The sequence below is a fragment of the Methylosinus sp. DMC45 genome (assembly GCF_056313885.1).
The window spans coordinates 90048-104040 of sequence record NZ_JBQUZK010000049.1 but is presented as its reverse complement, the minus strand read 5'-3'; the positions used below and the strand labels follow the sequence as shown (position 1 = coordinate 104040).

At 65.5% G+C, this 13993-nt stretch carries 11 protein-coding genes; 7 read left to right on the top strand and 4 right to left on the bottom strand.

The annotated features are described in order from the left end of the window. Window positions 1–47 precede the first annotated feature (47 nt). On the bottom strand, window positions 48–1952 hold the full coding sequence (locus tag ACT53T_RS16080; RefSeq protein WP_476161988.1) for a methanol/ethanol family PQQ-dependent dehydrogenase: 1905 nt from the start codon (window positions 1950–1952) through the stop codon (window positions 48–50). A 320-nt stretch (window positions 1953–2272) separates the two neighbouring features. Beyond that, entirely contained in the window at window positions 2273–2923 is a 651-nt protein-coding gene (locus ACT53T_RS16075) for a TetR/AcrR family transcriptional regulator (RefSeq protein ID WP_476161952.1), read from the bottom strand. A gap of 122 nt (window positions 2924–3045) precedes the next feature. Here ACT53T_RS16075 and ACT53T_RS16070 point away from each other — a divergent pair, with 122 nt between their 5' ends. The 7 genes from ACT53T_RS16070 (at window position 3046) to ACT53T_RS16040 (ending at window position 12853) form a co-directional block, all read left to right on the top strand. Beyond that, entirely contained in the window at window positions 3046–5037 is a 1992-nt protein-coding gene (locus tag ACT53T_RS16070; RefSeq protein ID WP_476161951.1) for an FUSC family protein, read from the top strand. Continuing rightward, the gene (locus ACT53T_RS16065; protein WP_018268328.1) at window positions 5034–5243 is read left to right on the top strand and encodes a DUF1656 domain-containing protein; all 210 of its coding nucleotides are present in this window, start codon (window positions 5034–5036) and stop codon (window positions 5241–5243) included. Before ACT53T_RS16070 ends, ACT53T_RS16065 begins: the two co-directional genes overlap by 4 nt. Then, window positions 5240–6133: an efflux RND transporter periplasmic adaptor subunit gene (locus ACT53T_RS16060; protein ID WP_476161950.1), complete on the top strand. Its 894-nt coding sequence runs from the start codon at window positions 5240–5242 to the stop codon at window positions 6131–6133. The genes ACT53T_RS16065 and ACT53T_RS16060 overlap by 4 nt, the downstream gene beginning before the upstream one ends. A 138-nt stretch (window positions 6134–6271) precedes the next feature. Next, window positions 6272–6601, top strand: coding sequence for a hypothetical protein (locus ACT53T_RS16055; protein WP_400770899.1), 330 nt, complete (start codon window positions 6272–6274; stop codon window positions 6599–6601). A 90-nt stretch (window positions 6602–6691) separates the two neighbouring features. After that, window positions 6692–8242 carry an efflux RND transporter periplasmic adaptor subunit gene (locus ACT53T_RS16050; RefSeq protein ID WP_476161949.1) on the top strand — a complete coding sequence of 517 codons (1551 nt, stop codon included), beginning with the start codon at window positions 6692–6694 and terminating at the stop codon, window positions 8240–8242. Next, window positions 8239–11391 (top strand): efflux RND transporter permease subunit, encoded by a 3153-nt coding sequence (locus tag ACT53T_RS16045; protein ID WP_476161948.1) that lies wholly within the window; start codon window positions 8239–8241, stop codon window positions 11389–11391. The genes ACT53T_RS16050 and ACT53T_RS16045 overlap by 4 nt, the downstream gene beginning before the upstream one ends. A 355-nt stretch (window positions 11392–11746) precedes the next feature. Continuing rightward, on the top strand, window positions 11747–12853 hold the full coding sequence (locus ACT53T_RS16040; protein WP_476161947.1) for a hypothetical protein: 1107 nt from the start codon (window positions 11747–11749) through the stop codon (window positions 12851–12853). Between the two features lie 38 nt (window positions 12854–12891). Here the strand turns inward: ACT53T_RS16040 and ACT53T_RS16035 are convergent, their stop codons facing one another. Next, window positions 12892–13197 (bottom strand): hypothetical protein, encoded by a 306-nt coding sequence (locus ACT53T_RS16035; RefSeq protein WP_018268336.1) that lies wholly within the window; start codon window positions 13195–13197, stop codon window positions 12892–12894. A gap of 127 nt (window positions 13198–13324) precedes the next feature. Further along, on the bottom strand, window positions 13325–13789 hold the full coding sequence (locus ACT53T_RS16030) for a hypothetical protein (protein WP_026191721.1): 465 nt from the start codon (window positions 13787–13789) through the stop codon (window positions 13325–13327). Window positions 13790–13993 lie beyond the last annotated feature (204 nt).

The following is a 13993-nucleotide window of genomic DNA, read 5'->3' as shown; positions in this document are numbered from 1 at the left end:
CCGGACCGAGCGGCGCGCCATCGAAAAGGCGCGCCGCCCGCAATCGCTCATTCCGGCAAAGCGAACACGGTGAGCACGCCGCCCAGCGCCGTATAGTTCGACAGGCTGCGATAATTGCCCACGGCGCCGAGACCGTCGCTGCTCTTCGTCAATCCCGCCGCGAGGCCGATGCCGGCCCAGCCGCCGACGCCCGATAGCACGGCGACATATTGCTTTCCGCCGACCTCATAGGTGATCACATTGCCGATGATGCCGGAGGGCGTCTTGCGCCGGAACAGCTCCTTGCCCGTCTTCGTGTCGACGGCCTTCAGATATCCCTCGAGCGTGCCGTAGAAGGTCACGCCGCCATCCGTCGTGACCGCGCCCGACCAGACCGAGAACTGCTCCTTGTTCGCCCACACGATCTTGCCGGTCTTGGCGTCCCAGGCGATGAAATTGCCCGTATGCGTCTCGCCCTTGTCGCGATCGGCGGGGAACATTTCGACCGTCGCGCCGACATAGGGCTGGCCGGCCGAATAGCTGACTCGGAACGGCTCGAAATCCATGCAGACGTGATTGGTCGGCACGAGAAAGAGCCCCGTGCTCGGATCATAGCTCGCGGGCTGCTCGTCCTTGGAGCCGAGCGTCGTCGGACAGGCGCCGCGCGTCGTCTCGTCCTCGCCATGCGCCTCGGTCGAGAAGCGCTCGTCGAGAATCGGACGGCCATAGGTCTTCGATGATTTGTCGAGATCGATTTTCGTCGCCCAATTGACGGCGGGATCGAATTTCGCGGCGACGAGCAATTCGCCATTGACGCGATCGAGCGTGTAGCCGAACCCGTTGCGATCGAAGTGAACGGCGGTCTTGCGCTTCTTTCCGTCGATCTCCTGATCGACGAGCAGCAGCTCGTTGACCGCGTCATAATCCCATTGGTCGTGCGGCGTCGTCTGATAGACCCATCTCGCCTTGCCCGTGTCGAGATCGCGCGCCCAGAGCGTCATCGACCAGCGATTGTCGCCCGGACGCTGTATCGGATTCCATGTCGAGGGATTGCCGGAGCCGTAATAGACGAGATTGAGCTCTGGATCGTAGCTGTACCAGCCCCAAGTCGTGCCGCCGCCGAGCTTCCACTGATCCCCCTTCCAAGTGTTGATCCCGGAATCCTTGCCCACCGGTTTGCCGAGATGCGTCGTCTTTTCAGGATCGATCAATGTGTCCTCGTCCGGCCCGGTCGAATAGCCACGCCAGAGCAGCGCGCCGGTCTTCACGTCATAAGCGGAGATATGGCCGCGCACGCCATATTCGCCGCCGGCGTTGCCGACGAGCACCTTGTCCTTGAACACATGCGGCGCGGCCGTGGAGGTCTCGCCCTTCGCGGGATCGCCGAATTTGACGGACCAGATCGGCTTGTCCTTGCCCTCGCCGGACGACGCGCCTGTCGCGGCGTCGAGCGCGACGAGAGTCGTGTCCGCCTGAGCGAGGAAAATCTTGCCGTCGCCATAGGCGAGGCCGCGATTGACCGTGTCGCAGCACATCACGGGGACGACCGAGGCGTCCTGCTGCGGTGTGTATTTCCAGAGCACCTTGTGATCGGGATCTCGCAGATCGAGCGCATAGACATTGTTGGGGAACGGCGTGTGCAGATACATCACATCGGTGACATAGGCGGCCTTCGTCGTCTTGCCGTCCTTGTCGACGACGGCGGGAATGGTCACATCGTGAATGACGAGCGGAGCGCCCTCGTGTCCGCGCAAAACTCCCGTCGAGAATTGCCAGTCGACCGCGAGCTTGTGCACATTCGCCGTGGTGATCTGCTTCAAAGCCGAATGCCGAAGATTGGCGTAATCGCCTGTCGGCGACACCCATTGCCGCGGGTCCTTCTGCAGGTCGAGCAATGCGTCCGCGAAGGCGCCGCTGGTCGCGAGCGCGAGCGCGAGCGCGCCGACCGACATCGACAATCGAAGCTTCTTCATCTGCATTTTATTTCCTCCGCAGCCAGTTGTTTTCTCGCTTGCGCGTCATGCGCGACGGACGGCGACGAGCCCGGGAAGCCGTTCGCCGCCCGCCGCGCGCTCATGCAGCGGCCGCATGCGACGCCGCTCGAGGATCGATATTCATCGAATGGATGTCGCGCGCCAGATCACGAAAGAGCGACGCGCTCGCGATTGTCGCAATATTGCGACAGCTTCGGCCGTCGTCGGACGATCGAGCCGTAGGACGGCCTCTGCTCGACGCGTGAAAATTTCAAAATGAGAAGAAGGGCCGACGGACGGGCGCGCGACGCCGCGCCGCTTCACGCGTCGAAAACGAGATCGAGATGCGCTTCGAACAGATCGCCGATGTCCAGAGGATGAGCGCGGTCGAGCAGACCATTGTGAATGATCGCGAACCAGATGGGCGCGATGAGCAGATGAGGATAGTCCTCGAGCTCGGGCCGGCGCAGCTCTCCTCGCGCGCGCGCGGTCGCGGCCAGAGCGCGGATCTGATTCAGCAGCGGCTCGAACATCACGCGTCGATAGATCTCCGTCATCTCGGGAAATCGCGCGCCCTCGACGAGCACGAGCCGCGCGATGGCGGCGCGGCCATTGCGCTCGATCTCGCGTATCGACACGAGCATGGTGCGTCGCATGAATGTCGAGACCGGCTCGTCGGGATGACGATTGGCGGGGTCGGCGTCGATCAGCGCGCCTGCGATCTTCTCCCGCACCACGGCTTCGAACAGCGCCTCCTTGGCCGGGAAGTAGCGATAGGGCGTGCCTTTGGCGACGCCCGCGCGCCGCGCGACGCCGTCCATCGTCGTGTCGGCGTAGCCTTTCTCGAGGAACTCGCCGAGTGCGGCGTCGACGATCACGCGGCGCGTCTGCGCGGTTTTCTCTGAGCTCGGCCCTCGGCCTGCTCGCCGGGGCTCCACGCTCTTCACGGCGTCGGTCGGGCGTTTCGCCATCTTCTCGCGTCTCTCGTTCGGATCACGTCTTGACATAAAATGACTGAGTGGTCATTTTTAACGAAAGCCCGGCCGAACGCAAGCGCTTCGCTGCGGCGGCGGCCGCGCCCGGAACCCCTTCGATGACCTTTTTCGGCTCGAGCCACTGGCTGTTCTCGGTCAAGACCTTCGCCGCCGCCATGCTGGCCCTCGCCGCCAGCTTCTGGCTCGATCTGCCGCGCCCCTATTGGGCGCTGGCGTCGGTCTATATCGCCTCGCAGCCGCTCTCCGGCGCGACGCTGTCCAAGGCCGTCTATCGGGCCGCGGGCACGTTCATCGGGGCCGCGGGGGCGGTGCTGATGGTTCCCAATCTCGTCGGCGCCCCGCTCGCGCTGGCGCTCGCAATGTCCATCTGGTCGGGCTTTTGCCTCTATCTCGCGCTGCTCGATCGCACGCCGCGCGGCTATGTGTTCATGCTCGCCGGCTATACGGCGGCGATCGTCGGCTTTCCCGCCGTCGACGCGCCGGAGACGATCTTCGATCTCGCTTTGTCGCGCACCGAGGAGATTCTCGTCGGCATCGCCAGCGCCGCGCTGGTGTCGAGCCTGGTCTTCCCGCGCTCCGTCGCGCCGGTCGTCGCCGAAAGGCTGGACGCCTTGCTGCAGCACGCGCGCGCCGCCGCCGCCGCCGCGCTCGACCTGAAAAAAAATGCGCCGAACGACGCCCATTGGCTCCGCCTCGTGGCCGATGTGGCGGAGATCGAGACGCTCGCCGCCCATCTCGCCTTCGACGCGGCGGCCGAGCGCCGATCGCTCGACCGCATTCACCGCATCGTGCCGCGCGTGCTCCTGCTGTTTCCCACTCTCTCGGGGATCGCCGATCGACTCGACGCGCTCGCCGACCTCGGCGGCGCCTCGGAGCGCCTTCGCGCGCTGGTCGCGGATACATGCGCCGCGGTCGTCGGAGCCGAAGATGCGCAGACCGCCGAGCTTCGGCGCGAGCTCGAGGCGGCGGCCTCTCCGAGCATGGACGCCGACTGGCCCACGCTCGTCGAGGCGAGCCTCTGCCAGCGGCTCGTCGAGCTGCTCGACATACTGTTCGACTGCGACGAGCTGACGAAAGCGCTCGCCGACCGAACGGAGCGGCCGGCGGCCTTGCGTCTGACGGTGGAATCGCGCGTCGCGCGCGTCCGTCACCTCGACCATGGCGCGGCCCTGCATGCCGGCTTCGCGCTCGCCTGCGCAATTTTCGCCTGTTGCCTATTCTGGATCGCCACATCCTGGCCGGAAGGCTCCGTCGCCGCGATGATGGGAGCGATCGTCGGGAGCCTCTACGCATCCCAGGACGACCCCACTCCGTCGATCGCCGGCTTCGCCAAATGGACCATCGTCGCCACGTCGATCGCCGGCGTCTATCTCTTCGCCGTCTTGCCGCACACGCATAATTTCGAGACGCTGACGCTGGCGCTCGCGCCTGTCTACCTGACCTTCGGCTTGCTGATCGCGTCGCCGCAGACCTTCCGCATCGGCCTGCCGCTCGCCATCGTCACGCCGACCGCAATGGCCGTGCAGGAGCTCTATTCCGCCGACGCCGAGAATTTCGTGAATACGAGCCTCGCAATGTGCGCCGGCATGGCGCTGACGGCGATCACGACGGCCTTGATCCGCCGCGCGGGCGCGCAATGGCGCGCGCGCCGCTATGCGCGCGCCAATCGCGCCGCGCTCATTCGCGCGGCCGACCTGCACGCCGGAAACGAAGTGCGCCTGATGGGCCTGATGCTCGACCGTCTGTTCCTGCTCGCGCCCATCGCCCATGCCGTCGACGGCAAATTGCCGGATGCGCTGCGGGATTTGAGAACCGGGCTGAACATTCTCGATGCGCGCCGCTCGCGCAACGCGCTCGCCGGCTCTCGCCGCAGACGGATCGACGCATTGCTGAGGCATCTGTCGCGCTCTTTCCATGCTGGCGCGCCGACGCCCTCTCCGACCGCTCTGCATGCGGTCGATCGCGCGATGGCGATGGCGCGAGAGGCCGGCGACACGCGCCTTCTGCTCACTCTGGTCGGCCTGCGCCGCTGCCTCTTCGCCGCGGAGCCGCCGCCCGAACCATCCTTGTCGGAGGCGAAAGTCGCATGAATGGAGAAATCAGCATCTTCGGCGTGTTCGTATCATCGCTGCTCGCCTTCTCGCTCGTCGCTTTCCTCTTGGAGACCGTGATCAAGCGAGGGCTCGAGACCATCGGCTTCTACCGCTTCGTTTGGCACCCGGCCTTGTTCAACTTCGCCATGTTCGTCTGCCTGCTCGGCGCTTGCGTGCTTCTCTTGTCCACGGAACGGCTGTGAAAACCAAATTGCTCACCCTTCTTCGCATCGCGACGACGTCGGCGCTCGCCCTCGCCGCTGGCTTCGTTCTCTGGCGCCTTTGGGATCATTACGAAGCGGAGCCCTGGACAAGGGACGGGCGCGTGCGCGCGGATGTCGTCGCCGTCGCCGCCGATGTGTCGGGACTCGTCAGCGAGGTGCTCGTTCACGACGACCAATTCGTGCGCAAAGGCGAGGCGCTGTTCCGCATCGATCGGGAACGATTCGTGCTGGCCCTGCGCCAGGCCGAGGCGAGTCTCGAGGGGCGCGCCGCCGCGCTCGACGCCGCGACGAAGGATCTCGCGCGCTATCGCGCTCTCGAGGCGACGAAGACGATCGCTGTCTCCAAGCAGCAGCTCGATGCGGCGATCTCCGCTCACGCCCAAGCCCAGGCGGCGTTGCGGCAGGCGGCGGCCGACCGCGATCTCGCCCGATTGAACCTCGATCGATCGGAAGTGCGCGCTTCCGTCAGCGGACCTTTGACGAATTTCGACCTGAGGCCGGGAGTCTATGTGACGGCCGGCAAGGGAGTCGCGGCGCTGATCGACGCCGAGAGCCTCTATGTCGACGGCTATTTCGAGGAGACCAAGCTGCCGATGATTCACCTCGGCGACCGCGCCGAGATTCATCTGATGGGCGAGGCCAGGACGATCTACGGACGCGTCGAAGGAATAGCCGGCGGCATAGAGGATCGCGAGCGCAGCGCCGGAACGTCGATGCTGCCGAATGTCAATCCGACATTCAGCTGGGTGCGGCTCGCGCAGCGCATACCGGTGCGCATCGCGCTCGATCCGGCCGCCGGCGACGTGGTCATGATCGCCGGGCGCACGGCCACTGTCGTCATCGGCGCGAAAAGCCGGCGGGCGTTATGACGTCTGTCTGAGAAACAACGCTGCCGCGAGCGGCAGGATAGGGGCGGGGCTCGCCCGATGCGAAGGGGGAAGATCGCGCCGCTCGCGCCCGAACAGGACCGGGTTTACCGCTTGGATTGGCGATGATAGATATAGCTTATGATCCGCTTCCTCCGCGCGCTCATCCCCGTGCTCGCATTGGCGTCACTGCTCCTCGGAGCCGCGCCGTTGGCGCGCGCCGGTCACGGATGCGAGGGCATGAGCGCCGCTTCCATGGAGGATTGCCACAAGGCGGCCGGGGATCGCGGCTCGGTCGCCGCGGATGACTGCGCGGCCGTGTCCTGCGCGCAGATTTCGATCGGCGCAGCGCCGAACGAATCCTTCTTCCTCATCCCCGCCGCCATGGCGAAGGGACGGCCTATCGCGGCGAGCGACGCCGATCCCGCCTCACTGACCGGCTCTCCAGAGCTTCGACCTCCGATCGCCTGAAGCCGCAATCGCCGGCTCCGCCGCTCGCGCGACGGAACGGCCACGCCGCTTCAACGCCATCCGCCGCAACAGCGGCCGGAGATCGAGATCATGCCTCCTTATGCGCCTATTTTCGGCGCGCTCGCGCTCGCCGCGAGCGTGACCGCATCCGTGCTCCACGCTTCCCATTCCGACGCCTCCCATAGCAACGCCGCGGGGTCCGAACATTCGACACGGGCCGTCACGCTCGATGATCCCATTTTGTTCTATCGCGATCCGATGGGCGGGACGGAGATCTCGCGCCAGCCGCGCAAGGATGAGATGGGAATGGACTTTCTGCCCGTGCGCCGCTCGCAGCTCGCGCCACTCGTCGCAAAGCTCCCCGATCCGCCCGCCGCCGCGAGCGAGGAACCGCTCTTCTATCGCGATCCCATGGGCGGCGACGCGATTTCCGCCGCGCCGCGCAAGGACGGCATGGGGATGGACTTTCTGCCGGTCCGTCCCGCCGATCTGCGCGCCATCCTCTCGAAGCTCGCCGCCGAGCCGCGCGGGAAACGCATCCTCTACTACCGCAATCCCATGGGCCTGCCGGATGTGTCGGCGACGCCGAAGAAGGATTCGATGGGCATGGATTACACGCCCGTCTATGAGGGCGATGATGTCGAGGCCGATGGCGGCCTGCGCATCGCGCCTGGGAAAATCCAGCGCGCGGGCGTGCGTTCGGAGCCTGTGCGCCGCCGGCCGATCGTCGCCGAGATTCGCGCGCCCGGCGCCGTGCAGGTCGACGAGCGCCGCGTCGCCGTCGTGGCGACGCGATCGGAAGCCTTCATCGAGAAAGTCTTCGAGGCGACGACGGGCGCGCGCGTCGCCAAGGGCCAGCCATTGGTGCGGCTCTATTCGCCGGCCATAGCGGCGGCGGCGGCGGACTATCTCGCCTTCTCCGGCGCACGCGGCAATGGCGACCCCGGCCTGCTCGAGGGCGTGCGCCGCAAGCTCGAGACGCTGAACGCGCCGGCGGAATTCATCGCCGAGATCGCGCGGAGCCGGCGCGTGCCGGCGAGCGTCTCCTGGCCCGCGCCGCGCGACGGACTCATTCTCGAGCGCAACGCTGTCGAAGGGATGAAGGCCGACGCCGGCCAAGTGCTGTTCCGCATCGCCGATCTCTCTGTCGTCTGGGCGCTGGTGGATGTCTCCGAGCATGATTATGCGCGGCTGCGCCTCGGCCAACCCGTCGAGATCAGAGCGCGCGGACTTCCCGATCGCATCTTCGGCGGCCATGTGACGGCCATTTATCCGCAGATCAATCGCGAAACGCGCACGGCGCGCGTGCGCATAGAGCTGCCCAATCCCGATCTGACCTTGCGGCCCGATATGTATGTGGAGGCGCAGATCGGCTCCGGCGATCAGGACGCCGTCGTCGCCGCGCCGGAAAGCGCGGTGATCGAGACCGGCAAGCGCGCGCTCGTTCTGCTCGACAAGGGCGATGGCCGTTTCGAGCCGCGCGAGGTGACGCTCGGCCGTCGTGGCGAGGGCTTTGTCGAGGTGAGAAGCGGGCTCGACGTGAGCGACCGCGTGGTGACGGCGGCCAATTTTCTCATCGACTCCGAAAGCAATTTGCGCGCGGCGCTGCAGACTCTCGCCGGCGCGGAGACGGCGCGATGATCGGCCGGCTGATCGCCTGGTCGGCGCGCAATCTCGTTCTCGTCTTCATCGGCGCCGCTTTCGCCGCGGCGGCGGGACTCTATGCGCTGCGCACATTGCCGCTCGACGCCCTTCCCGATCTCTCCGACGTGCAGGCGATCGTCTACACGGAATATCCGGGACAGGCGCCGCAAGTGGTGGAGGATCAGGTCACTTATCCGCTGACCAGCGCCATGCTGACCGTGCCGCGCTCGAAAGTGGTGCGCGGCTTCTCCTTCTTCGGCGTCTCTTTCGTCTATGTGATCTTCGAGGATGGCGTCGATCTCTATTGGGCGCGCTCGCGCGTGCTGGAATATTTGAGCGCCGCCAGCAAAAAGCTGCCGCAAGGCGTGACGCCGACGCTCGGGCCGGACGCCACCGGCGTCGGCTGGGTCTATCAATATGCACTCATCGCCAAGGAGATGACGCTGGCCGAGCTGCGCTCGCTGCAGGATTGGACATTGCGCTACGGCCTCTCGAAAGCGGAGGGCGTGGCGGAGATCGCCAGCGTCGGCGGTTTCGTCAAGCAATATAATGTGGTCGTCGATCCCAACCGGCTGCGCGCGCTGGGCGTTTCGCTGAAGCAGCTGCGCGAGGCGATCCGCGCCAGCAACACGGATGTCGGCGGACGCACGGTGGAGCTCTCCGAATTCGAGTTCATCGTGCGCGGCCGCGGCTATTTGAAGAACGCCGCCGATATAGAGCATATCGGCTTGCGCGCGGAGAATGGCACGCCTCTGCTGCTGCGCGATGTCGCGCGCGTCGAGCTGGGGCCTGACGAGCGCCGCGGCGTCGCCGAGCTCGACGGCGAAGGCGAGGTCGCCAGTGGAATCGCGCTGCAACGTTACGGCGTCAATGCGCTGAGCGTGGTCGAGAATGTGAAGGCGGCGCTCGCGCGGCTCATGCCCGGCCTGCCCAAGGGCGTCGAGATCGCGACCGTCTATGATCGCTCGCCGCTCATTCATGCGGCGATCGAGACATTGCGCAAGGCGCTCGTCGAGGAGAGCCTCATCGTCGCGATCGTCTGCGCCGCCTTTCTGATGCATATGCGCAGCGCGATCGTCGCGATCCTCATGCTGCCGATCGGCGTGCTCATCGCCTTTGCGGCGATGAAGGCGATCGGCGTCGGCTCCAACATCATGAGTCTCGGCGGCGTCGCCATCGCCATAGGCGCCATGGTCGATGCGGCGATCGTCATGATCGAGAATGCGCATAAGCATTTGGAGCGCGCGTCGCCGCAGAAGCCGCGCCTCGACATTTTGATCGAGGCGGCGAGCGAAGTAGGGCCGGCGCTATTCGTCAGCCTGCTCGTCATCACCGTGTCCTTCCTGCCGATCTTCACGCTGGAGGCGCAAGAAGGGCGACTGTTCGCGCCGCTCGCCTATACCAAGACCTTCGCCATGGCGGCCGCGGCGCTGCTCTCGGTGACGCTGGTTCCGGCGCTGATGGTCGTCTTCGTGCGCGGGAAGATCGTGCCGGAAGCGAAGAATCCGATCAATCGCGCCTTGATCTTTCTCTATCGTCCGATCATCGCGCGCGTCCTGAGAGCGAAGACGGCGACGATCCTTCTCGCCATCGTCGCTATGCTCGTGACAATCGTCCCCGCAGGCCGGCTCGGCGGCGAATTCATGCCGACGCTGGACGAGGGCGCCTTGCTCTACATGCCGACGACGCTGCCCGGCCTCTCCGTCACCAAAGCCGCCGAATTGCTGCAGACGCAGGATCGTATCATCAAGAGCTTTCCCGAGGTCGCATCCGTCTATGGCAAGGCGGGCCGCGCGGCGACGGCGACCGATCCGGCGCCGCTCGAAATGTTCGAGACCATCATCGCGCTGAAGCCGAAGGAGCAATGGCGCGCGGGACTGACGACGCGCAAGCTCATCGCCGAGCTCGACGCCGCGCTGCAATTTCCCGGCGTCTCCAACGCCTGGACCATGCCGATCAAGGCGCGCGTCGACATGCTGGCGACGGGCATACGCACGCCGATCGGCGTGAAAATCTTCGGCCGCGATCTCGCGCAGATGGAAGGTCTCGCGCGTCAGGTGGAGGCGGCGCTGAAACGCGTGCCCGGCACGGCGAGCGCCTATGCCGAGCGCGTCAATGGCGGCTATTTTCTCGATATCGTCCCCGATCATCCGGCGCTCGCGCGCTATAATCTGATGATCGGCGATGTGCAGGAGGTGATCGCCACCGCGCTCGGCGGCGAGACGGTGACGACGACAGTGGAAGGGCGCGAGCGCTATGGCGTCAATATTCGCTATCCGCGCGAGTTCCGCTCCGATCCGCAGACGATCGGCAGGGAAGTGCTCGTGCCGCTGCCGCGCGGCGGCGCCGCGCCGCTGGGGGAAGTGGCCACGATCGAGCTGACGCGCGGTCCGACGTCGATCCGCACCGAGAACGGCCAGCTCGCCGTCTATGTCTTCGTCGATGTGCGCGATCGCGATCTCGCCTCCTATGTCGCCGAGGCGCAGAAGACCGTCGCGCAATCGATTGCGCTGCCCGCCGGCTCCTATCTCACCTGGAGCGGGCAGTTCGAATATATGCAGCGCGCCGAGGCGCGGATGCGGATCGTCGTGCCGCTGACGCTCGCGATCATATTTCTGCTGCTCTATCTCAACTTCCGCCGCTTGACCGACACATTGATCGTGATGGCGTCGCTACCTTTCGCGCTCGTCGGCGGCGTATGGGCGATGTGGCTCATGAGCTTCGATATGTCCGTCGCCGCGGCGGTCGGCTTCATCGCGCTCGCCGGCGTCGCCGCCGAGACCGGCGTCGTCATGCTGATCTATCTCGATCAGGCGCTACATGAGATCGCCGCCGCACGCGCCGCGCAGGGCTGCGCGCTCACGCGCGCCGATCTTCATGAGGCGATCATGCTCGGCGCCGTCGAGCGCGTGCGTCCGAAGATGATGACGGTGACGGCGATCATCGCCGGCCTGCTGCCGATCCTCTGGAGCTCCGGCGCCGGCTCGGAGGTCATGCAGCGCATAGCGGCGCCGATGATCGGCGGCATGGTCTCCTCGACCGCGCTGACGCTCATCGTCATTCCCGCGATCTATGCGCTCGTCATAGGCGCTCGTCTGCCGCGCGCAGCGATCGCTCACGCCAGCGGCGTAACGGAAGCGGCCTGAAAGCGCGCGAGCGATCATAGCCACGCTCGCGATGAGCGGCGACGGCGACGGCGCGCCCCATGCCGCTCGTCGCCGCCGCCGCTTCATCGCGGCGCGGAAGATCTATCCCGCCATCGGCAATGGCGCCTTCGCAGTCGTCCGCGATAGCCGACACGGATAAGTGAACGCCCGAATGGCGACTCTCCAGAAGCGAAGATAAACGGATTCTCGTCATCCGACTCGCGTCGCGAACGATTCGCAGGCAGGGCTCGAATGACGGCGATCGATGAGATCCTCGGCGCGTCGAGCGATCACTGTCTTGTCACGCCGCCGAAGCTCGTCAGCGAATGAGCCGGCGCATCTCGAATGGCGAACGATGACAGTGGAAACTGAAAAGAGCCACTCCCTTTCATCGAGCGACGGTTGGATTCGCCATCCGCCCGCCATGGATCACCTCGTCATCATCAATGCGACCACGAAGCTGGTGCTGGACCTGCTACGCGCAGGCGTGGCGCAAGAGGAGATCGCGGGCGCTTTCGCAGAGCATTTCGACTTGCCGCTGGATGACGCCGCGAGCGATGTCGAATCCATCTGCGCCGAGCTCGACGACACGAATGTCGAAACGCCGGACGCCCCTTCCATCGAAGGCGATGAGATCGACTGCGGCGCATGGCGTTTCGGCGAGCATGACGTCCATATCGTCTCGAGCGCGCCGGAGCTGACCCGAGACTATTTCGCGCGCTTCGCGCATTCGGTCGCGACGCCGAGCGCGGAGGCTGCGCAGCTGCGGCTATCGATCGCCGACGACGGCTATCGGCTGACGCTGAACGGCGAGAGCCGATGGATCGGCGACACATTGCCGGAGCTGATCGCGCGGATGAACGAGCTCTTCCTCGGATGGGAGCATCCAGGCGTCGAGCTTCTCGCCTATTTCCACGCGGCGGCGGTGAGCCGCGATGCGCGCGCCATTCTTATCTCCGGCTCGAGCGGCGCCGGAAAATCGACGCTCGTCGCCTATCTGTCCGGCCATGGATTTTCCTATCTCGGCGACGATCTCATCGGCCTCTCGGCGCAGGACTGGTCTCTGCGGCCTTTGCCGACTCTGCTCTCGCTGAAATCGGATTCCTGGAAAATATTGGAAGGGCTCTTTCCCGAGCTTCCCGGCCGTCCAATCCTGCGCCGCCATGGAAGCGACGTGCGCTATGTGGCTCCGAGCGCGAGTGAGCGCTCCTCCTGCGCGCCGGCGATGATGCTCTTTCCGGCTTACGCGCCCGACACGGCCGCGACGCTCGCCGAGCTCACGCCGCTGCAGACGATCACGCGATTGCTCGGATCGGCGATGGATATCGAAGCTCCCGTCACCGAAGCGAAGATCGCCGAGATTTGCCGCTTCATCGAATCCACTCCCGCCTATGAGCTGCGATACGGCGATTTGGCGGAGGCGTCGAAATTGGTGGAGGGTGCGCTCGACGCAAACGGCTAGGCGGCCGCAAAGCCGATCGATAACCGCGCGCCGTCGCCTCACTCCACCGCCAGCCGCTCGGCCAGCTCGGACACATCGTCCCAGGACAAGAGCCGGCGTCCTTCCACCGTTTCCACGAGAACGCCGTCTTGCCCGACGGTCGCCGAAAATTCGACGTCGCCGCCGACCGGGCTCAGATAGATGATGTCGGCCCGCCGCCAGTCATAGGCGAGAGCGGTAAAATTGCGCGACAAGGTCCGGCCTTCCTCGAGGGTCAGGTCGAAATATACCCGCTCGCTCAGCATCATCCGCAACATGTCGCCGAACAGCCGGTTCTGCACGCGCTTGACGAGGGGATAGCTCATGCGTCTCTGCTCGGGTGGTATTCGGCGGGAGAGGAGCCGCCACCGTCGTCTCTGCGAAGAAACGCGGCGATGGCGGTCACCCATAAAGCAATGCCTGCGCCACTCGGGCTCTCGCCCCGCTTCTCGCCTAGACGGCGCGAACCTCCTCCGGCTTCGCGATGAACTCCAGGCGATCGGCGCGATCGAAATCCGCCGCCGCCGCCTCGAGCAGGAAGCGGTTCGGATACCAGAAATTCGCGTAGGGAAGGAACAGATTGCCGAAGGACAGGCTGGCCAGAGGCTCCGTCCCCGCGAAGAGGACCACCTCCACGCCGGCGCCATTGGTCGGCGCGGCCGTATTGTCGCCGAACGCCTCGAACTGGACCACGAATTTGGCGGAAGTGACGCCCCCCTCGGTGGTCTTGATCCCGATGACGCGGAGATCCTGGAAGCGGCGGCCGATCGCGCCATCCGTCAGAAGTTGCGGAAATTCATGCGCGCGCCCCTTCTTGACCTGACTGGCGTCGTCCAGCGGGACGCCCAGATCGGCCAATCCTGTGGGCTTGGCGGGCGCCAGCGTCACGATGGTGCGGGTTTCTTGCAATACGGGCAAGGTCGGCTCCTTGTGGTTTTCGACGTCGGACCCGACAGATCGGGGTCCACGCCGCGCGCCACGCATTTTGCGCGCCAAATGCCGAGACGCCTCTTTCAGATCAGCGGCTTTCCGCCTGCGGCCGACGAAAAAGGCGCTATCCGAGCCGTCTGGATCGGATAGCGCCCTCGATTTTTCTTCCCCGAAGCGGAAAAAGCCTAAAGC

Bases quoted from the DNA above. Each gene is read 5' to 3' on its own strand.
- ACT53T_RS16080 (WP_476161988.1), bottom strand. From the start codon at position 1,952: ATGAAGAAGCTTCGATTGTCGATGTCGGTCGGCGCGCTCGCGCTCGCG.
- ACT53T_RS16075 (WP_476161952.1), bottom strand. From the start codon at position 2,923: ATGGCGAAACGCCCGACCGACGCCGTGAAGAGCGTGGAGCCCCGGCGA.
- ACT53T_RS16070 (WP_476161951.1), top strand. From the start codon at position 3,046: ATGACCTTTTTCGGCTCGAGCCACTGGCTGTTCTCGGTCAAGACCTTC.
- ACT53T_RS16065 (WP_018268328.1), top strand. From the start codon at position 5,034: ATGAATGGAGAAATCAGCATCTTCGGCGTGTTCGTATCATCGCTGCTC.
- ACT53T_RS16055 (WP_400770899.1), top strand. From the start codon at position 6,272: ATGATCCGCTTCCTCCGCGCGCTCATCCCCGTGCTCGCATTGGCGTCA.
- ACT53T_RS16050 (WP_476161949.1), top strand. From the start codon at position 6,692: ATGCCTCCTTATGCGCCTATTTTCGGCGCGCTCGCGCTCGCCGCGAGC.
- ACT53T_RS16045 (WP_476161948.1), top strand. From the start codon at position 8,239: ATGATCGGCCGGCTGATCGCCTGGTCGGCGCGCAATCTCGTTCTCGTC.
- ACT53T_RS16040 (WP_476161947.1), top strand. From the start codon at position 11,747: ATGACAGTGGAAACTGAAAAGAGCCACTCCCTTTCATCGAGCGACGGT.
- ACT53T_RS16035 (WP_018268336.1), bottom strand. From the start codon at position 13,197: ATGAGCTATCCCCTCGTCAAGCGCGTGCAGAACCGGCTGTTCGGCGAC.